Here is a 19,609-nt window from a genome sequence, read left to right as displayed (position 1 = left end):
CGGCGATGCCGCCAACTGAGAAACCGCATGCCGGCAATTTCACGGCGGCGCACCTTGCAAGACTATTCGTCCATTTTGGTGCTGCCGACAAGGGCGATGAAGGTAAGGACGATGAAGATATAGCGGGCGGTTCGTCGAGGGGAAGACGGCTCCTGCGAGGCGTCAGCGCAGGATGTTGGCTACCCTGCGCGAGTAGGTGGTGCCGTCGAGTTGGGCGAGCATGAAGGCCGCCACGTCGGCACGCGCCAGCGTCGGCAGCAGCGACGCCGACCGGATGCCGTTGCCGTGGCGGAATTCGCCCGTTGCCGCTCCATTGCTCAACCTGGGCGGCTCCACGATGGTCCAGTCGAGCCTGGATTGAACGATCAGGCTTTCCTTCACCTCGTGGTCCGCCACCTCATGGCGCAGAACCAACGGTACGATGACGCCGCCAAGTAGCGGCCCCAGTTGCCGCCGCTCGGAGATAAGCTTGACCGCACCATGCAGGCACTGACGGCGCTTGTGCGTTCGGGCAAGAATCGCATTCAGCTGGCGCTGATCAGCGACGAGACGCGATAAGGGTCTGGTGCCGCGCTTGCGCGGGGTGCCGAGGATTGGCAATCGTCACATGGGACGCTTGTCCGCGATCTTTTTCGGGTCGCGGCCTATCGTGCCGGCGTCGGCTTTCCTGTGCTTGTCGGCAAGCCTGCGAATGCGATCGAAGCGGCTTTCCTCTGCCACTTTGGTCTTCGTGGCTGCATTTGGCTTCGGGACGAATGCGATCATGGATCGATCTCCTTGCCGATGGCGCGCGCCGGGGAATATCCCCCGGCGGCTGTCTTTCAGGCTTGTTTCCGGCAGCGGCTGGTCAATAGCCCATGCCGCCGGGCGAAGCAGCGGCTTCCTTGGCTGAAACGTCTGTGATCATGGCCTCAGCAGTGATCAGTAGCGCCGCAATCGAGCCCGCGTCCTGCAGCGCCGTCCGCACCACCTTCGCGGGGTCGACGATGCCGGCCTTGATCATGTCGACATAGACCTCGTTCTGGGCATCGAAGCCCTGATTGTGGTCCTTGCTGTCGGCGAGTTTGCCGACGACAATCGAACCTTCGACGCCGGAATTCTCGGCGATCTGCCGGATCGGCGCTTCGAGCGCTCTCGACACGATCGAAATGCCCGCCGTTACATCGGCATTGGCTCCGGTCAGCCCGTTCAGCACAGCCTTGGCGCGCAGCAACGCGACGCCGCCGCCGGGAACGATGCCTTCCTCGACGGCCGCGCGGGTGGCGTTCAGCGCATCGTCGATGCGGTCCTTCTTTTCCTTGACCTCGGATTCGGTGGCGCCGCCGACGCGGATGACGGCAACGCCGCCCGCCAGCTTGGCGAGACGTTCCTGCAGCTTCTCCTTGTCGTAGTCGGAAGTGGTTTCCTCGATCTGCCCCTTGATCTGCTGGACGCGCGCCTGGATGGTGGCCTTCTCGCCGGCGCCGTCGATGATCGTGGTGGTGTCCTTCTCGATCAGCACGCGCTTGGCGCGGCCGAGCATCTCTATGGTGATGTTCTCCAGCTTGATGCCGAGATCCTCGGAAATCATCTGTCCGGCGGTGAGCACGGCGATGTCTTCCAGCATCGCCTTGCGGCGGTCACCGAAGCCAGGCGCCTTGACGGCCGCGACCTTGAGGCCGCCGCGCAGCTTGTTGACGACCAGCGTCGCCAGCGCTTCGCCCTCGACGTCCTCGGAGATGATCAACAGCGGCCTGCCGCTTTGCACCACGGCTTCGAGGATGGGCAGCAGCGCCTGCAGATTGCCGAGCTTCTTTTCGTGGATGAGCACGTAAGGCTCCTCCAGCTCGGCGCGCATCTTCTCGGCATTGGTGACGAAATAGGGCGAGAGATAGCCGCGATCGAACTGCATGCCTTCGACGACGTCGAGTTCGGTTTCGGCGGTCTTGGCCTCCTCAACGGTGATGACGCCGTCATTGCCGACCTTGTCCATCGCCTTGGCGATCATGGCACCGACGCTGGTGTCGCCATTGGCGGCAATGGTGCCGACCTGCGCGATCTCGCCTGAGGACTTGACCTTCTTGGCTCGAGCCTGGATTTCCTTGACGACGGCGGTGACGGCAAGGTCGATGCCGCGCTTGAGGTCCATCGGGTTCATGCCGGCGGCAACGAATTTGGCGCCCTCGCGCAGGATGGAAGCGGCAAGCACCGTGGCGGTGGTGGTGCCGTCGCCGGCGAGGTCGTTGGTCTTCGAGGCCACTTCGCGCACCATCTGTGCGCCCATGTTCTCGAACTTGTCGGAAAGTTCGATTTCCTTGGCCACCGTCACCCCGTCCTTGGTGATGCGCGGCGCGCCATAGGCCTTGTCGATGATGACGTTGCGGCCCTTAGGGCCGAGCGTCACCTTGACGGCGTTGTTGAGGATTTCGACACCGCGCAGCATGCGGTCACGCGCGTCGGTGGAAAATTTGATTTCCTTGGCAGACATGATTTTTTCCAGTTCGGTTGGTTGTGGCAAGACGCTTGCAGCGCGCCTGAATCAAAGCTTGGAGCATCCTTTGCGCGCCCGGCAGGGCGCGCGGCATTCCAATCAGGCGGCCTTCTTGGTAGCCACGCTCTTGTCGATGATACCCATCTCGCTCTTGTCGATGATGCCCATGATGTCGGCCTCCTTCATGATCACAAGGTCCTCGCCGTCTATCTTGACCTCGGTGCCGGACCATTTGCCGAACAGGATGAGGTCGCCGGCCTTGACGTCGAGCGCCATCAGCACGCCGCTTTCGTCCCGCGCGCCCGGCCCGACGGCGATCACTTCGCCTTCCTGCGGTTTTTCCTTGGCATTGTCGGGGATGATGATGCCGCCCTTGGATTTGGTGTCGCTTTCGGCGCGCCGAATGACGACGCGATCGTGGAGTGGCCGGAATTTCATGGGGACTCTTTCTGGGGCCGGCTTAGGCGGCCGCCCCTCTCTATAGGCGCCTTGGCACTCGATTGATAGGAGTGCCAAAAAATATTCATGGGGTATGTCAAATATTGAATGAATTATTTTGCCTGGCTATCCCTTGGTGTTCGGGCATTGCCGAATATTAATGAAATTGAATTTCTGTCTTTGAACACCTATTTTATGGTGAAGTTCACACTCACGACTTTCGCTGCAAGGGAGATTTTACCGATGGCCGAAGGCAATCAGAACATCATGGAAAAAGCTCAGGCTCGCTTCATGGAAAATCAAAAGAAAACGGCGGAGCGGAACAAGGCAACTGCCGAATATCTCTCGGAGGCCAAGGCCAGGGCGATCAAAACGGCAAGACTGAGGGAATTGCGACTGGCCAAGGAAGAGGCGGATCGCGCGGCGGCAGCTCTGAATCCGGTCGCCCCAAAGAAGAAGCGGGCGGCGCGGACAGTCAAGCAGGCCGTATCCGCATCGACGGAGGCCAAATCATGAGCCTGACATTTCCCAATCCCAGCCGCAGCTACGACGAGGCAAGCAAACGCATCCGCTTCGTCGGCCATGACGGCATGTTCCAGATTTCCTTCTCTGTCGCAACCGATGCCATCTCCAAAGTGCAGCCGGGAACGGCGGCCTCGGAAGCTACCTATCTGGCGGCCTTCGACACGGCTTCCAGCTCGATCCACGATGTCGCCAGGAATGCCTATGCCCGCACCCGCAGGAGCATATATGTGCTGACTGCGGCCGATTTTCGCTAGATCCGTCGCGATCCGTCCACAAGACGCTTTCTCGGGGCTTCCGGTCCGCCTGCATCCGCCGCGATGTCACGACTGTTCAGCCGATCGACCATCGCGTGCGCATCGCACGTGTTCATGCCGACCATGGATTGCTGCTTGAGCTCGACAGGCTGGCCGGTGAAGACGTAGAAGACGGTCCAGCTGTGAGGACGTTCCATACGCAGCGCGTAGCGGTTTGCCATCTTGGCATCCTTTAGTTTCCGCCCGATCGATGAATGTCGCTCGGTCAGGCTTGGGCGACGAAGAATATTGCCGCCAGGACAAGCACCGTCCACAAAACGACGAACAGCTTCAGGGCCAGGCTACCGTGCGCCGAGAGCAGCTCCCGAGTGCGGTTGACCAAATTCTTGATAGTCATCGACATGGTCGGCGCCGCAATCGCGACCGGCCGCGCCCTGACCCCAAGCTTTCCGAAAACAGGCAGCAGCGATGGCTCGCGCACGAAAACGACCTCGAATGTTTGGAAACCAGAATCTTCATAGCATCGTTCTTCGAACGCCCTGCACGCCAAATGAATTCGCGTCACCCTCAAGGGCGTCCGTGACGCGAAAGGCCGCGGCGTCGCGGGTTCCAGTAGCAGGGCTTATTCCCGAGATCATGAAGGTTCATAATCCGTATGAGACGCGCTGATTCGCGCTTTGCCGGGATGCCGCCATGCAACGCAGCTACGCAGCAGGGAGGTCGACGCGACGGGCGAGGGGAAAGACAATGACCGCGCCACCCGTCGAATTGCAGAAGGCCATATTCGAGGCAGTGAATGGCGATCCCGATTTATCGGCGGCACTGGGCGACGCAAGATTGTTCGACCGTGCGCCGGAAAATGTTGCGTTTCCCCACATGACCTTCGGCCGCACCAGCGTTTACGACTGGGCTACGGGCACGGAGAACAACGCCGAGCAGTTGCTGACGCTGCATGTCTGGTCGAAGTCCGAGGCCAGCAAGGAAACGCTCGACATCATGGACCTGGTCAGCGCCCGCTTGCGAGATGCGGCACTCTCGCTTGGCGAACATCGCCGCGCCTATCTCAAGCTCGAATTCGCCGAAGCCCGCTACGACGAGGACCTTTCGGCCCATCACGGGCTGCTGCGTTTCCGCGCCATGATCGAGGATGAGGGCTGACCGCCGGGCACTTTCCGTAAGAATCGGGCAATTTTGTTCTTGCTTTGTGCCGGCAGCTATGCTACTAATTTCACTATGGTGCTGATTGGCGCCAACGACCCGCCGCCGAGCGGGTTTTTTTGTTTCAGGTCGGTTTTTTTGTTTCAGGCGAGCGGGTCGGTTCGCCTGAACCTGCCTTCGGTTGCCGGATCGATTGTCCCGGATCGATTGTCGAAGTCGGCGCACACCTGAAGCGATTGCCTTCTCCGCCAAATGATGCCGGTTGTCGGCGAAGGATCGGAGGGCTAGGTTAAACTTTGGCGATTTCGCGAGACGGGCGGCGAGATGGCAATCCGGTAATCTCGCGCTTCAGGGGTGTGGCGGGCATGCATTCGAGCGTTCACCGTTCATATCACGTTCAGCACCAGCGCGTTAGAACGCTGACCATGAACATCCTTTGCTCCCACTTCCGGACCGCGGCACTGGCGCTCTCAGCCGCCGGTCTGCTTGCGTCGCAGGCGATGGCGATCCCCGTTGTCGTGCCCGAGCAGCCCCAACCGGTCGTCCTCGCCGCCTCGGACTGCTATGCGATCGGCCAGCAGGTGGCCGAGCAGAATGGCGGCACCCTGGCCAAGGCCTCGCAGTCGACACGCGGCGGCCAGCCGGTCTGCGTCATCGTCGTGCTGGTTCCGGGCAAAGAAGGGCAGCGTCCGCGTCGCTCGGAGATCGTCGTTCCGCTGAACTGAACCGTGCCGTTTCCCAGTCTGCCGGAATCGGCCTATATCTGAACAGCTTCAACAGGCCTCCCGCATGCGCGTACTCGTCGTCGAAGATGACAAGGATCTCAACCGGCAGATCGGCGACGCGCTGGTCGATGCCGGCTATGTCGTCGATCGCGCTTTCGACGGCGAGGAAGGGCACTTTCTCGGCGACACCGAGCCCTACGATGCCGTCGTGCTCGACATCGGCCTGCCGCAGATGGACGGCATCAGCGTGGTCGAGCGCTGGCGCCGTGGCGGCCGCAAGATGCCGGTGCTGATCCTGACGGCACGCGACCGCTGGAGCGACAAAGTTGCCGGTATCGACGCCGGCGCCGACGACTACGTCACCAAACCCTTCCACATCGAGGAAATCCTGGCCAGGGTGCGGGCCTTGATCCGGCGTGCCGCCGGGCATGCCTCGTCGGAGCTGACCTGCGGACCGCTGCGCCTCGACACCAAGGCCTCCAAGGCCGACGTCGATGGTGTACCGCTGAAGCTGACATCGCATGAATTCCGCCTGCTTGCCTATTTGATGCACCATATGGGCGAGGTCGTGTCCCGGACCGAACTGGTCGAGCATCTCTACGATCAGGATTTCGACCGCGATTCCAATACGATCGAGGTCTTCGTCGGACGGCTTCGCAAGAAGATGGGCATCGACATGATCGAAACCGTTCGCGGCATGGGCTACCGCATGCGTAAGCCGGAGACGTAACGCGGAACCGCTGCCTACAAAACCCGCCGTCTCGAACACGCCGTCGCTGCGGTCATGGCCGCGTTCGCTGGCGTTTCGCGTCATCGCCTTTTCCACGGTCTGGGCGATCCTCACTCTGGTCGTCATCTTCACCTTGATCACCACGCTCTATCGCCAGGCCAGCGAGCGCGGTTTCGACAGCCTGCTCTCGGCGCATCTGTTCAACCTGATCGGCTCGGTCGGCGTTTCCGAAAGCGGCCAATTGACCGGCGCTCCCGACCTTGGCGATTTGAGGTTCTCGGAGCCGAATTCCGGCTGGTACTGGTCGGTCGAGCCCGCCTCGGAAGGCGTGCACGGCGATCTCCATTCGTCGTCGATGAGCAAGGCGATCCCGTCGCCAAGCGTTGCCGAGGTGCCATTCAATGCCAGCTTCCAGCGCAGTTATTCGGCGGACGGCATCGAAGGCGAGCAACTGGAGGTGTTCGAGAGCGAGTTCGTCCTCGATGCGAAAAACCGCGCCGCGCGCTTCCGTGTCATGGGCAACCAGACCGAGCTCGAGCAGGAAATCGCCACCTTCCAGCGGCGCCTTTTGACCTATCTGTCGCTGTTCGGCGTCGGCATGATCGCCATCAATGCAATCGCCATCCTGCTCGGCCTGCAGCCGCTGCGCCGGGTCAGGAATGCCCTTGCCATGGTGCGCGAAGGAACTGCGCAACGGCTCGACGGCCGCTTCCCGGCTGAGATCGAGCCGCTTGCAAACGAGACCAATGCGCTGATCGAGAACAACAGGCGTATCGTCGAGCGGTCGCGCACGCAGGTCGGCAACCTCGCGCACTCGCTGAAGACGCCGCTGGCCGTGCTGCTCAACGAGGGGCGGGCGCTGGGTGGCGCCAAGGGCCAGCTCATCGCCGAGCAGGCCGCTTCCATGCAGAAGCAGGTCGACCACTATCTGCAACGTGCCCGCGTTGCCGCGCAGCGCGACAGCGTCGTTTACCGCACGCCGGTGGCGCCGCTGGTCCAGCGCATGGTGCGCGTGCTGCAGAAGCTCAACCCGCGGACCGCGCTCTCGCTCTCGCTGCCGGCCACCGACATCGTCTTTGCCGGCGAACGTGAGGACCTTGAGGAGCTGCTCGGCAATCTGCTCGACAATGCGATGAAATGGGCAAGGAGCGCGGTCGCCGTTTCCGTCAAGCCCATCGCCGGCAGGGAAGGGGCGGCCAATCTGTTCGAGATAGCCATCGAGGATGACGGCCCCGGCATTCCCGAAGACAAGGCGCGCGAGGCATTGCAGCGCGGACGGCGTCTCGACGAGACAAAACCCGGCAGCGGGCTCGGACTTGCCATTGTCGCCGACCTTATCAACGAGTATGGAGGCGTTCTGGCGCTGGAACGATCCGTCATGGGTGGATTGAAGGCGGTGGTTCGATTGCGGAGCCTTCAGTAATGCTTTTCCGGGCGGCTGGCTGCGGCCAAATTTCCGATAAACATCGACATTATGGCCGCGCCAGCCTGCTGACAGCGCGGCGGTCCAGCTCAAGAAAGCCGGTATTGGCATGAAGATTCGCGTCGCGCTCGTTTCCGCCCTGCTCGCCGTCTCCGGCTGTACGACGCTCGGCAAGGGCCCAGCCGTTACGGTGACACCGGCCGCCACGCCTCCCAGTGGCGCCAAGGTCGCGACGACGATCATCGCCGCCATGGGCGGCGGCCTCGTCGGTGGCTCGATCGGCACCGGCTTGAGCGAGACCGAGAAGCGCAGCGCGCTCGAGGCGGAATACAAGGCGCTTGAATATACGGCGAGCGGCCAGAAGGTGGCGTGGAAGAGCGACAGTTCGGCCCATCGCGGCGAAGTTGTCGCCGCCCAGCCCTATCGCGTCGGCTCGCAGGACTGCCGGCAATACACCCATACGGTGTTTACCGGCGCTGCCGGCGCCACCGCGCGCGGAACCGCCTGTCGCAATGCCGACGGCAGCTGGACCCCGCTGACGTAGCTCGCCGGCCGTTGATACACCGATCCCGGTCCGGCACTATCGATCGGAGCGGTCCCGTCAAAGCGTCGCAGCACGCTTGTGTTGGCAGGGCAAGGGTCTCGTTCTATTGGAAGAGCCATGCTGTTCTGGGTCATAGCCGCAATCCTGACGCTGGGCGCAAGCCTGGCGGTGCTGCTGCCGTTGGCGGGCGAAACAAAGAACACGTCCGCTGCCGGCGATCACGACCTTGAAGTCTATCGCGACCAATTGGCCGAGCTTGACCGCGACGTGGCGCGTGGCCTGATCCGGCCAATGGAGGCCGAAGAGGCGCGCGCCGAGATCGCCCGCCGCATCCTTCGCCTGAGCAATGCCGGCCCGGCCGGCACGACGGCGACACAGCGGTCGACAAGGCTGGTGGCGACCGCTGCCGTGCTGGTGGTTCCGCTGGTTAGCTGGGGCCTTTACGGCCAGCTCGGCTCACCCGACCTGCCGTCGCAGCCGCTCAGCGAACGCCTGGCCAAGAACCCCGCCGACAGCTCGGTGGACGAGCTGGTGGCACGCGCCGAAGCGCACCTTGCGGCCAACCCGTCCGATGGCCGCGGCTGGGACGTGCTGGCGCCGGTCTATCTGCGCATGCAGCGATACGCCGATGCGGTAACCGCCTACCGCAATGCCATTCGCCTTGACGGCGACAGTGCCGCCCGTCAAGCCGGCCTCGGCGAGGCGATCGCCAATGCGGCCGGCGGCATCGTTTCAGCCGACGCCCAGGCTGCTTTCGAGGCGGCGCTGAAGCTCGATCCGGCAAACCCGAAGGCCTCGTTCTATCTCGCCATGGGCTTAGCGCAGGAAGGCCGCACAGCTGAAGCGACGGCGGCTTGGCAAAAGATGCTTGCCGCCTTGCCGCAGGGCTCGCCGTGGCGCGGTGCCGTCGAGCAGGCGCTCGCTGAATCCGCCGCCCGCAACGTCGCTTCGGAGGCGCCCGCGAAAGGGCCGAGCGCCGACGATATCGATGCTGCCTCCTCGATGTCGCCGCAGGACCGGCAAGCCATGATCAGCACCATGGTTGCCGGTCTCGACGAAAAGCTTCGGCAAAATCCGCGCGACGAGGAAGGGTGGATGCAGCTCGTTCGTTCCTATGCCGTGCTGGGCAAGACAGATCAGGCGCGTGACGCACTCAATCGCGGTATCGCCGTCTTTGGCGCGGACAGCGACCAGGCCAGGAAATTCACCGCCTTTGCCGCCTCGCTCGGCGTGACGGCGACGGAGTAGACGATGACGCGCAAGCAGAAACGACTGTCGGTGATCGCTGCGGGGCTGGCCTTCCTCGGGGTTGCCACCGGGCTGACCTTCTATGCGCTCGGCCAGAAGGCCTCCTACTTCTACATGCCGGCCGATCTGGCCACCGCCAGCCTTCAGCCGGGCCAGCGTATCAGGCTCGGCGGCCTCGTCGAAAAAGGCACAGTAGAGCGTAGCCAGGGCGCCACCGTCGCCTTTTCGGTGACCGACAACCAGAAGGACGTCAAGGTTACCTATACCGGCATTCTTCCCGACCTTTTCCGGGAAGGGCAGGGCGTGATCACCGAAGGCTCGTTCGGCCCTGACGGAATCTTTGTCGCCGACAGCGTGCTCGCCAAGCATGATGAGACCTATATGCCCAAGGAAGTGGCCGACGGCCTCAAGGCCAAGGGCGTCTGGCAGGAGAGCAAGAGTGACTAGAGAGGTTCCGCAAAAGTGTTCCACGGTTTTGCGGCAAGAACCTGCGGCAAAACCTGGCGAGCGCGGCGACAATGGTTGAAACCGGACATTTCGCCCTGGTCCTGGCGTTTGCGCTGGCCCTGGTGCAGACGGTGGTGCCGCTGTTCGGTGCGCGCACCGGCAACCACAAGATGATGGCCGTCGGCGCACCCGCCGCGCTGACCGGCTTTGCCTTGACAGCGCTGTCCTTCGTGGCGCTGGCGACCGCGTATGCAGGCTCCGACTTTTCGGTGGAGAGCGTCTGGGAGAACTCGCATTCGCTGCAGCCGCTGATCTACAAGATCACCGGCACTTGGGGCAATCACGAAGGTTCGATGCTGCTCTGGGTGCTGATCCTGACCTTCTTCGGCGCGCTTGTCGCCGTCTTCGGCGGCAATCTTCCGGCGACGCTCCGGGCCAATGTGCTTGCGGTGCAGGGAGCGATCGGCGCTACTTTCTTGCTGTTCATCCTGACGACGTCGAACCCGTTCGTCAGGCTCAATCCGGCGCCCATCGAGGGCCGCGATCTCAATCCGATCCTGCAGGATCTCGGCCTCGCCATCCATCCGCCGCTGCTCTATCTCGGCTATGTCGGCTTTTCGATATGCTTTTCCTTCTCGGTCGCCGCCCTCATCGAGGGCCGCATCGACGCATCGTGGGCGCGCTGGGTGCGGCCGTGGACGCTGGTCGCCTGGATGTTCCTCACCGGCGGCATCGCCATGGGCTCCTACTGGGCCTACTACGAGCTCGGCTGGGGCGGCTTCTGGTTCTGGGATCCGGTCGAGAACGCGTCCTTCATGCCGTGGCTGGCGGGCACGGCGCTGCTGCATTCGGCGATTGTCATGGAAAAGCGCTCGGCGCTGAAGATCTGGACGCTGCTGCTGGCGATCCTGACCTTCTCGCTGTCGCTGCTCGGCACCTTCCTGGTGCGCTCCGGCGTGCTGACCTCAGTCCACGCCTTCGCCACCGATCCGACGCGCGGCGTTTTCATCCTCTGCATCCTGACGCTGTTCATTGGCGGCTCGCTGGCGCTGTTTGCCTTGCGCGCCTCCCGGCTGACGGCCGGCGGCCTGTTTCACCCGATCTCGCGCGAAGGCGCGCTGGTCCTCAACAATCTGTTCCTGACCACCGCCACCGCCACCGTGCTGGTCGGCACGCTCTACCCGCTCGTAGTCGAAGCGCTTTCGGCCGACAAGATTTCTGTCGGCGCGCCGTTCTTCAACCTGACATTCGGCCCGCTGATGGTGCCGCTGCTGGTCGTCGTGCCGTTCGGGCCACTGCTCGCCTGGAAGCGCGGCGACATTTTCGCGGTCGCCCAACGCCTGATGGCGGCTTTCGCGGCGGCGCTGCTCGCCGTGCTGGTGACCGCCCTGTTCATCGATGGCGCTTCGGTGTTGGCGGCACTCGGTGTCGGCCTTGCCTTCTGGCTGATCTGCGGCGCGTTCACCGATCTCGCCGTCAAATCCGGCTTCGGCACCGTCGCGCCCGCCACCGTGCTCAGGCGCTTCGCCGGCCTGCCGCGCTCGGTCTTCGGCACAGCGCTTGCGCATCTCGGCCTCGGCCTGACGACGCTCGGCATTGTCGGCACGCTTTGCTTCGGCACCGAAAAAATCCTGTCGATGCATGCCGGCGATACAGTCGAACTGTCCGGCCACACCCTGCGCTTCGAGGGGCTCTACCCGGCCCAGGGGCCTAACTACAGCGAGGATCGCGGCCGCTTCGCCCTGCTTGGCGCTGACGGCAGCATCGCTGGCGAGATCACCTCAGCCAAGCGCTCATACCCGGTGCGCCAGATGACAACGACCGAATCCGGCATCAGCACGATCGCCTTCAGCCAGCTCTATCTCTCGCTTGGCGACGAGGCCAGCGACGGCTCTGTAGTCGTTCGTCTGTGGTGGAAGCCGCTGGTGACGCTGATCTGGGGTGGCGGCCTGGTGATGATGGCGGGTGCGGCGATGTCGCTGCTCGACCGCCGCCTGCGTGTCGGCGCGCCGTCGTCCCGCAAGCCGGCGGGCGCCGTGCCATCGGCGAGCCCGCCATGAGCCAAAGGGTCACGCTGGCCTCGCTGGTCCTCTTGCTGGCGCTGTTGTTCGCCGGCGCCGCGCAGGCGGTCAAGCCCGACGAGGTGCTCGCCGACCCGGCGCTCGAGGCGAGGGCGCGCGTTTTGTCGGAAGGCTTGCGCTGCATGGTCTGCCAGAATCAGTCGATCGACGAGTCCGATGCCGACCTTGCCCGTGACCTGCGCATCCTTGTGCGCCAGCGCCTGGTCGCCGGCGATACCGATCAGCAGGTGATGGACTATGTCGTTTCGCGCTACGGCGAATTTGTGCTGCTGAAGCCGCGCTTCAATCTGCGCAATGCCTTGCTCTGGGGCACGCCAGTTCTTCTGCTGCTCGTTGGCGGGACGTTCATCCTGCTGGCCGCTCGCTCGCGCCGCTCGACAGCGACCGCTGCCCTGACCTCGGACGAGAAGGCGGCGTTGGACGCGATACTCCGCCGCGATTGATCCTAACATTACGAAAGTTTCATGTACCGGAAATGGCGCCGTAATGTGCGGCTCTCTATTTCCTTTGTCGAGGATGCCAATCAAGGGGCGTCCCTTGAAAAGAGGATACGAGAACCATGAATGTTGCCCCCAATTCATATCTTCGCACCCGCAAACGCCTGCTGGCCGCAGCCGCATCCCTAGCCATTGCCGGCGCGATCGGCTTTGGTGCTGTTGCCACCGGGACAGCCCCGGTTCTGGCCGATGCCGTGCGTGTCGAGGCACCGCAGGTCCCGAGCTTCGCCGATGTGGTCGAGCGCGTTTCGCCGGCGGTCGTCAGCGTGCGCGTCAAGGCCAAGATCCAGTCGACGGCCGATGACGGTTCCGGCCAGATGGACGACGAGGACGGCCTAGGCAATCTTCCCGACAATCCGCAGCTGCGCCGGTTCTTCCGCGAATTCCGCGGCTTTGGCGACCAAGGCGGCGACCAGGGTCCGAACGGAATGCGCCGTTTTGGGCACCGTGACGGCAACAACGACCAGCCGCGGCCGGTGGCGCAAGGGTCGGGCTTCTTCATCTCCGATGACGGCTATCTCGTCACCAACAACCATGTCGTCGAGGAAGGCACCGCCTTCACCGTGGTGACCAATGACGGCAAGGAACTCGACGCCAAGCTGATCGGCACCGATCCGCGCACCGACCTTGCCGTGCTCAAGGTCAATGATGGCAGCAAGTTCACCTATGTCGACTTCGCCGATGATTCCAAGGTTCGCGTCGGCGACTGGGTGGTGGCGGTAGGCAATCCGTTCGGCCTCGGCGGCACGGTTACCGCAGGCATAGTTTCGGCCCGCGGCCGCGATATCGGCGCCGGTCCCTATGACGACTTCATCCAGATCGACGCCTCGGTGAACCGCGGCAATTCGGGCGGCCCGACCTTCAATCTCAACGGCCAGGTCGTCGGCATCAACACCGCGATTTTCTCGCCGTCAGGCGGCAGCGTCGGCATTGCCTTCGATATTCCCGCTTCGACCGCCAAGCAGGTCGTGCAGGATCTGATGAAGAACGGCACAGTCCAGCGCGGCTGGCTCGGCGTCGAAATCCAGCCGGTCACGCCCGAAATCGCCGAGTCGCTTGGCCTTGGGTCCGGCAAGGGCGCGCTCGTTGCCAGCGCGCAGGACAACAGTCCCGGCAAGAAGGCCGGCATCACTGCCGGTGACGTGATCACTCAGGTGGACGGCAAGGACGTTGCTTCGCCGAAGGAACTCGCCCGTCTGATCGGCGCTTACCCGCCCGGCAAATCGGTCGATGTCACGGTGTGGCGCAACGGTAAGAGCGAGGCGGTCAAGGTCGATCTCGGCAAGCTGCCGTCGAGCGACAAGCAGGCCTCGGCCGACCAGCAGCCTGCACCCGCGCCGAAGACCGACACGCTGGCCGATCTCGGCCTGACCGTCACCAAGTCCGACAATGGCAAGGGTCTTGTGGTGACCGATGTCGACCCCGACAGCGATGCCGCCGATCGCGGCATCCAGCCCGGTGACGTCATCACCTCCGTCAATTCGACGGAAGTGACCGGCACCGGCGACATCGACAAGGCGATGGCCGACGCGGTGAAGTCCGGACGCAAGGCGGTGCTGATGCAGATCACCCGCGACGACAGCAACCGCTTCGTCGCGCTGCCTGTCGCCAAGGGCTGACGACCGGCTCGACTTTTCCGATGCGGCGGTTTTCACACCCCCGAGCCGCCGCACGGGAAAGCACGGGGCCTGAATACGTTAGTCAGTCATCGTGTTCCGCCCCAGCGGCAGCGGGCTTCCGATCGCCCGCTGCCGCTCGAACATGCCGCTCAAAGCGTGAAGCGGTTTAGGCTACGGCATGCTAAAACAAAGACTTACCGCGTATCCCTGAATCACCTTGTTCGCGATACGCCATGGAGACGGCCACGATGCATATGCCGGCCACTCAATCTTCCAGCGAAATCGCGTATAACGGTTCTATGAAGATTCTCGTCATAGAAGACGATCGCGAGGCGGCCGACTACCTGCAGAAGGCGTTCGCCGAGGCCGGCCATACCGCCCATGTCGCCGGAGACGGCGAAACCGGCTTCGCACTCGCTGATTCCGGCGACTATGACGTCATGGTCGTCGACCGCATGATGCCGCGCCGCGACGGCCTGTCCGTCATTGCCGGGCTCAGGTCCAGAGGCAATACGACGCCCGTGCTGATCCTGTCGGCGCTCGGCGAAGTCGACGACCGGGTCACCGGTCTGCGTGCCGGCGGCGACGACTATCTGACCAAGCCCTACGCCTTTTCCGAACTGCTCGCCCGCGTCGAGGTGCTGAACCGCCGCGCCAGCGCCAGGGAGGCAGAAACCGTCTACCGGGTCGGTGATCTCGAACTCGACCGGCTGTCGCATTCGGTGCGGCGCGCCGGGCGCGAGATAACGCTACAGCCGCGCGAGTTCCGCCTGCTCGAATATTTGATGCGCCATGCCGGCCAGGTAGTGACGCGCACCATGCTGCTCGAGAACGTCTGGGACTACCATTTCGATCCGCAGACCAACGTCATCGACGTTCATATCTCGCGGCTGCGCGGCAAGATTGAGAAGGGCTTCGACAAGCCGATCCTGCACACGGTTCGCGGCGCCGGCTATATGCTGAAAAGCGGCTAGAACCCCATGGCCCTTTCCGTGCCGGCCATCATGAGGACGACGGCAGCGCGGCTTTCAGCGCTTTATCTTCTGCTTTTTGCGCTGTGCGCTGTGCTGCTGGTCTTGTACATGACCTCGCTCTCGGCGCGCATGCTGACTGCCCAGACGCAGGAGACGATCAACGACGAGGTACTCGGCCTTGCCCGCGCCTATCAGCGCGGCGGCCTGCCGGTGCTGGTCCGCGTCGTCGAGCAGCGCTCCCGCCAGCCCGGCGCCAATCTCTATCTGATCGCCGATGCCAACGGCCAGATCCTGACCGGCAACGTGCAGAGCCTGGAGCCGGGCGTGATCGAGGCCGAGGGCTGGACCACCGAACCGTTCTCCTACCGCCGCTTCGGCGAGGGCGAGCTCGAGCGGCAGCGCAACCCGGTCTCCGACCCGAACGAGCCCGCCCAGAGCGAAGTACAGGCCGAAGGCGAGAAGGGCCATAATGCCATCGCCCTGGTGCTGCGCCTGCCCAACCAGATGATCATGCTGGTTGGCCGCGACCTCGGCGAGCCGGAGCGCTTCCGCGCCGTCATTCGCCGCGCCTTGATGCTGGCGCTCGGCATGATGGGCGTCGGCGGGCTGCTGATCTGGTTCTTCGTCGGGCGCGCGGCGCTGAAGCGCATCGACAGCGTGTCGGAGGCGAGCCGCCGCATCATGGGCGGCGATCTTTCCGGCCGGCTGCCGGTCACCGGCGCCGGCGACGAGTTCGACCGGCTGTCGGAAAACCTCAATTCCATGCTGGCCAGGATCGCCACGTTGAACGAGGGGCTGAAGCAGGTCTCCGACAACATCGCCCACGACCTGAAAACGCCGCTGACCAGGCTGCGCAATCGCGCCGAAGCGACGCTTTCCGGCAAGCACAACACCAGCGACTACCGACAGGCGCTGGAAGGAACGATCGCCGAATCCGATCAGCTGATAAAGACCTTCAACGCCATCCTGATGATCTCACGGCTGGAGGCCGGCTATTCCTCCGAAAGCACCACCAGGGTCGACCTGGCCGCTGCCGTGCACGACGTCGTCGAACTCTACGAGCCTGTGGCGGAAGAGGCGGGTGTGACGCTCGAAACCTCGGTACAGGGTGCCTTCGCCGTCAACGGCAATCGCGAGCTGATCGGCCAGGCGCTGTCCAATATCGTCGACAACGCGATCAAATATTCGACCGACTCGACCTCCAGGCCTACGGTTCGCGTGACGCTGGAGCGTATCGATGGCGAGATCAGGCTTGCTGTTTCCGACAACGGCCAGGGCATTCCCGACGATGTCGACCGCGCCAGGGTGACCGAGCGTTTCGTGCGGCTGGAAAAGAGCCGCTCGCAGCCGGGTTCCGGCCTTGGCTTGAGCCTCGCCAAGGCGATCATGACGTTCCACAATGGACGGCTTGAGCTTCTGCCCGGCAATCCCGGATTGTCCGTCGTCATGAGTTTTCCCGGGCGGGAGGATCGCTGATGGTGGCGAGGATGGCAGCGCGACGCCGCGAGACGGACTGGCTTTTGAAGCCGGCGGTAAAGCTCGTTCCGCTGGATGCAAGCCGCGCCAGGCAGGAATTGGCGGAGATCGCCGACGCCGCGCGGCAGGAAGAACTGCCGCGACTGGCGAAATTTCTCGCCGGCAAGGGGGTCGTCCAGGATTTCCTCGCCGCCGTTTTCGACCTGTCGCCGTTCCTGCGCGATACCGCGCGCCGCCGGCCGCGAATCCTCGATGCGCTTTTTGACGAGACCATCGAGGCGCGGCTGTCATCGATCGGCGCCGCGGTCGACAAGGCAGCGCGCGCAGAGGCCGTCTCCGAAGGCAGCCTGATGATGGAGCTGCGCCGATGCAAGGCGGAGGCGCATTTCCTGATCGCCTTGGCCGATCTCGCCGGCGAGGCCGAGACTTCGCTGACGGTGCGGCGACTGAGCGACCTTGCCGACGCCTGCACGCGTGCAGCCGTCGATTTCCTGCTCCGCGACGCGCATGAGCAAGGCAAGCTCAGTTTGCCGGATCCGAAAAATCCGGCGCAACGCTCGGGCTGGATCCTGCTCGGCATGGGCAAGCTCGGTGCGCATGAGCTGAACTTCTCCTCCGACATCGACCTCGTCGTCTTCTTCGACCCCGATGCGCCTGCCGTCGTCGATCCGCTCGATGCCACCGAGCTGTTTTCGCGCCTGACCCGCCGGCTGGTCCGCATTCTCCAGGACCGCACCGAGCACGGTTACGTCTTCCGCACCGATCTCAGGCTTCGTCCCGACCCCGGCTCGACGCCGCTGGCGATCCCGGTCGAGGCGGCGCTGCGCTACTATGAGGCGCGCGGCCAGAACTGGGAGCGCGCCGCCATGATCAAGGCGCGCCCGGTGGCTGGCGATCTTGCCGCCGGCGCCGCGTTCCTGAAGGAACTGCAGCCCTATATCTGGCGCAAATACATGGACTATGCGGCGATCGCCGACGTCCATTCGATCAAGCGCCAGATCCACGCCCACAAGGGCCATGGCGAGGTCGCGGTCAAGGGCCACAACGTCAAGCTCGGCCGCGGCGGCATCCGCGAGATCGAGTTCTTCGTCCAGACCCAGCAGCTCATCGCCGGCGGTCGCTTTCCCGAACTGCGCGGCCGCGAGACCGTGCCGATGCTTGGCGAACTCTCCGCGCGTGGCTGGATCACTGCGGATGCGCGCGAGGCGCTCACCAGGCAATACTGGTTCCTGCGCCGCGTCGAGCACGCCATCCAGATGGTTGCCGACCAGCAGACGCACATCCTGCCGGAGGACGAAGAGGGGCTGGAGCGCGTCGCCCGCATGCTGGGCTTTGCCGATGCGGCAGGCTTTGCCGAAGCGTTTCGCGCGGCGCTGCACCAGGTCGAGCGCCACTATGCAGCGCTGTTTGAAACCGCGCCGGAGCTTTCGGCAGGCATCGGCAATCTGGTCTTTACCGGCGACGTCGACGATCCCGACACCTTGCAGACCCTGAAGCGGCTCGGCTTCCAGCGGCCGAGCGACATCTGCCGGGTTATCCGCGGCTGGCACTTCGGCCGGTATCGCGTCACCCGGTCGGCGGAAGCGCGCGAGCGGCTGACCGAACTGACGCCGGCGCTGCTGCAAGCCTTCGGCCAGACGCGGCGGGCGGACGAGGCAGTGATCCGCTTCGACGAATTCCTTGCCGGCCTGCCTGCCGGCATCCAGCTGTTTTCGCTGCTGCATTCGAACCCGGCTTTGCTGAAGCTGATGGCGACGATCATGGGCGCGGCACCGCGGCTGGCCGCCATCATCACGCGCCGGCCACATGTCTTCGACGGCCTGCTCGATCCGGCGCTGCTGAGCGAATTGCCCAACCGCGCCTATCTGTCGGCGCGTCTTGCCGCCTTCCTCGAAGGCGACAGGGCCTATGAGGATGTGCTCGACCGACTGCGCATATTTGCTTCGGAGCAAAAGTTCCTGATCGGCGTAAGGCTGCTTGCCGGGTCAATCGATCCGCCGCGCGCCGGCCGCGCTTTTTCCGACCTCGCCGATCTGACCATCGAGGCGGCATTGCAGACGGTGACGGCGGAATTTGTGCTGCGTCATGGCCGTACTGCCGGCGGCAGGGTCGCACTGCTCGGCATGGGCAAGCTCGGCAGCCGCGAACTGACGGCAGGTTCCGACGTCGACCTCATCCTGCTCTACGATCACGACGCCGATGCCGAGGAGTCCGACGGCGACAAGCCGCTTGCCCCGTCGCATTACTACAGCCGGCTGACGCAGCGGCTGATCGCCGCCGTTTCCGCGCCGACCGCCGAGGGCGTGCTCTACGAGCTCGACCTTCGCCTTCGGCCGTCCGGCAATAAGGGGCCGGTGGCCACGCATGTCGACGCCTTCAAGAAGTATCAGCGCCAGGACGCCTGGACATGGGAGCACATGGCGCTGGCGCGAGCCCGCGCGATCGGCGGCGATGCCGAGCTCTGCCGCGAGGTCGAAGGGGAAGTTGCCGCAGTGCTCGCTCTGCCGCGCGATCCAGTCAAGGTGATGGCCGAGGCATCCGAGATGCGCGCCATGGTCGACAAGGAGAAGCCGCCGCGCGATACCTGGGACATCAAGCTGATCCCGGGCGGCCTCATCGATCTCGAATTCATCGCCCAGGTTGCGGTGATTACCGGAAAGATCGAGGCAGGCCGCAGGGCCACCGGCACGGCTGACATCCTGTCGCGCCTGGCGCCGGATTTCGCCAGCGCCCAGGTCAGGCAGGAACTGGTGGATGCCTATTCGCTCTATCTGGCGCTGACCCAGATAATACGGCTTTGCCTTACCGGCGCGTTCGAACGCGACGACGTTCCGCCAGGGCTTTCGGATCTGCTTCTGGCGGTCACCGACCTGCCGGATTTCGGTGTGCTTGAAGCGCACCTCAAGGAGACGTCGCAGAAGGTCAGAAAGGATTTTGACCTTTTGCTTCGTGCGAAACAACCGTGACGGCAATCGGCCGAACGGGCGAGAGCATCGGAGC

Annotated in this window: 21 protein-coding genes; 15 read left to right on the top strand and 6 right to left on the bottom strand. The window is 63.8% G+C overall.

Annotated features, from left to right (window positions below; translation table 11 throughout):
• Positions 1-162 precede the first annotated feature (162 nt).
• The 4 genes from NKJ09_RS12710 to NKJ09_RS12695 all read right to left on the bottom strand — a co-directional run bounded on the left by NKJ09_RS12710 (position 163) and on the right by NKJ09_RS12695 (position 2,908).
• The gene (locus NKJ09_RS12710) at positions 163-600 is read right to left on the bottom strand and encodes an NAD(P)H-binding protein (protein ID WP_023718398.1); all 438 of its coding nucleotides are present in this window, start codon (positions 598-600) and stop codon (positions 163-165) included.
• A 3-nt stretch (positions 601-603) separates the two neighbouring features.
• Entirely contained in the window at positions 604-765 is a 162-nt protein-coding gene (locus NKJ09_RS12705; protein WP_023718397.1) for a hypothetical protein, read from the bottom strand.
• Positions 766-847: 82 nt separating this feature from the next.
• Entirely contained in the window at positions 848-2,467 is a 1,620-nt protein-coding gene (gene groL / locus NKJ09_RS12700; protein WP_352481903.1) for a chaperonin GroEL, read from the bottom strand.
• A gap of 102 nt (positions 2,468-2,569) precedes the next feature.
• Positions 2,570-2,908, bottom strand: coding sequence for a co-chaperone GroES (locus NKJ09_RS12695; RefSeq protein ID WP_023718396.1), 339 nt, complete (start codon positions 2,906-2,908; stop codon positions 2,570-2,572).
• Positions 2,909-3,151: 243 nt separating this feature from the next.
• On the opposite strand from NKJ09_RS12695, the gene NKJ09_RS12690 reads away from it, so the two are divergent.
• Together NKJ09_RS12690 and NKJ09_RS12685 are read left to right on the top strand one after the other, a co-directional pair.
• A complete protein-coding gene (locus NKJ09_RS12690; protein ID WP_023718395.1) occupies positions 3,152-3,424 on the top strand; it encodes a hypothetical protein in 273 nt (90 codons plus the stop codon).
• Positions 3,421-3,687 carry a DUF1488 family protein gene (locus NKJ09_RS12685; protein WP_023718394.1) on the top strand — a complete coding sequence of 89 codons (267 nt, stop codon included), beginning with the start codon at positions 3,421-3,423 and terminating at the stop codon, positions 3,685-3,687. Before NKJ09_RS12690 ends, NKJ09_RS12685 begins: the two co-directional genes overlap by 4 nt.
• Here NKJ09_RS12685 and NKJ09_RS12680 read toward each other — a convergent pair.
• Both NKJ09_RS12680 and NKJ09_RS12675 read right to left on the bottom strand, forming a co-directional pair.
• Positions 3,684-3,908, bottom strand: coding sequence for a hypothetical protein (locus NKJ09_RS12680; RefSeq protein ID WP_031193831.1), 225 nt, complete (start codon positions 3,906-3,908; stop codon positions 3,684-3,686). The genes NKJ09_RS12685 and NKJ09_RS12680 overlap by 4 nt on opposite strands.
• 44 nt (positions 3,909-3,952) lie before the next feature.
• Entirely contained in the window at positions 3,953-4,168 is a 216-nt protein-coding gene (locus tag NKJ09_RS12675) for a hypothetical protein (RefSeq protein WP_352494821.1), read from the bottom strand.
• Between the two features lie 266 nt (positions 4,169-4,434).
• On the opposite strand from NKJ09_RS12675, the gene NKJ09_RS12670 reads away from it, so the two are divergent.
• From NKJ09_RS12670 to NKJ09_RS12610, 13 genes are all read left to right on the top strand, one after another.
• Positions 4,435-4,845, top strand: a complete 411-nt coding sequence (locus NKJ09_RS12670) for a DUF3168 domain-containing protein (RefSeq protein ID WP_023718393.1) — start codon at positions 4,435-4,437, stop codon at positions 4,843-4,845.
• Positions 4,846-5,270: 425 nt separating this feature from the next.
• Entirely contained in the window at positions 5,271-5,570 is a 300-nt protein-coding gene (locus NKJ09_RS12665; RefSeq protein ID WP_023718391.1) for a hypothetical protein, read from the top strand.
• A gap of 64 nt (positions 5,571-5,634) precedes the next feature.
• On the top strand, positions 5,635-6,300 hold the full coding sequence (locus NKJ09_RS12660; protein WP_352494822.1) for a response regulator transcription factor: 666 nt from the start codon (positions 5,635-5,637) through the stop codon (positions 6,298-6,300).
• A 10-nt stretch (positions 6,301-6,310) separates the two neighbouring features.
• A complete protein-coding gene (locus NKJ09_RS12655; RefSeq protein ID WP_352494883.1) occupies positions 6,311-7,723 on the top strand; it encodes an ATP-binding protein in 1,413 nt (470 codons plus the stop codon).
• 109 nt (positions 7,724-7,832) lie between these two features.
• A complete protein-coding gene (locus NKJ09_RS12650) occupies positions 7,833-8,267 on the top strand; it encodes an RT0821/Lpp0805 family surface protein (RefSeq protein ID WP_023718388.1) in 435 nt (144 codons plus the stop codon).
• A gap of 117 nt (positions 8,268-8,384) precedes the next feature.
• Positions 8,385-9,515, top strand: coding sequence for a c-type cytochrome biogenesis protein CcmI (ccmI, locus tag NKJ09_RS12645; protein WP_023718387.1), 1,131 nt, complete (start codon positions 8,385-8,387; stop codon positions 9,513-9,515).
• Positions 9,516-9,518: 3 nt separating this feature from the next.
• Positions 9,519-9,962 carry a cytochrome c maturation protein CcmE gene (gene ccmE, locus NKJ09_RS12640; RefSeq protein ID WP_023718386.1) on the top strand — a complete coding sequence of 148 codons (444 nt, stop codon included), beginning with the start codon at positions 9,519-9,521 and terminating at the stop codon, positions 9,960-9,962.
• Positions 9,963-10,033: 71 nt separating this feature from the next.
• Positions 10,034-12,022: a heme lyase CcmF/NrfE family subunit gene (locus NKJ09_RS12635; protein ID WP_352494823.1), complete on the top strand. Its 1,989-nt coding sequence runs from the start codon at positions 10,034-10,036 to the stop codon at positions 12,020-12,022.
• Positions 12,019-12,486, top strand: coding sequence for a cytochrome c-type biogenesis protein (locus tag NKJ09_RS12630; RefSeq protein WP_352481894.1), 468 nt, complete (start codon positions 12,019-12,021; stop codon positions 12,484-12,486). The genes NKJ09_RS12635 and NKJ09_RS12630 overlap by 4 nt, the downstream gene beginning before the upstream one ends.
• 116 nt (positions 12,487-12,602) lie before the next feature.
• The gene (locus NKJ09_RS12625) at positions 12,603-14,159 is read left to right on the top strand and encodes a Do family serine endopeptidase (RefSeq protein WP_352494824.1); all 1,557 of its coding nucleotides are present in this window, start codon (positions 12,603-12,605) and stop codon (positions 14,157-14,159) included.
• A 299-nt stretch (positions 14,160-14,458) separates the two neighbouring features.
• Positions 14,459-15,133, top strand: coding sequence for a response regulator transcription factor (locus tag NKJ09_RS12620; protein WP_254819962.1), 675 nt, complete (start codon positions 14,459-14,461; stop codon positions 15,131-15,133).
• A gap of 6 nt (positions 15,134-15,139) precedes the next feature.
• A complete protein-coding gene (locus NKJ09_RS12615; protein ID WP_352481892.1) occupies positions 15,140-16,609 on the top strand; it encodes a sensor histidine kinase in 1,470 nt (489 codons plus the stop codon).
• Complete coding sequence (locus tag NKJ09_RS12610) at positions 16,609-19,575, top strand: bifunctional [glutamine synthetase] adenylyltransferase/[glutamine synthetase]-adenylyl-L-tyrosine phosphorylase (protein WP_352515682.1); 2,967 nt, start codon at positions 16,609-16,611, stop codon at positions 19,573-19,575. Before NKJ09_RS12615 ends, NKJ09_RS12610 begins: the two co-directional genes overlap by 1 nt.
• The last annotated feature ends 34 nt before the right edge of the window (positions 19,576-19,609 follow it).

This window comes from Mesorhizobium sp. M0189 (assembly GCF_040322135.1).
Lineage (GTDB): Bacteria > Pseudomonadota > Alphaproteobacteria > Rhizobiales > Rhizobiaceae > Mesorhizobium.
This window is presented reverse-complemented; position numbering and strand designations above follow the sequence as displayed.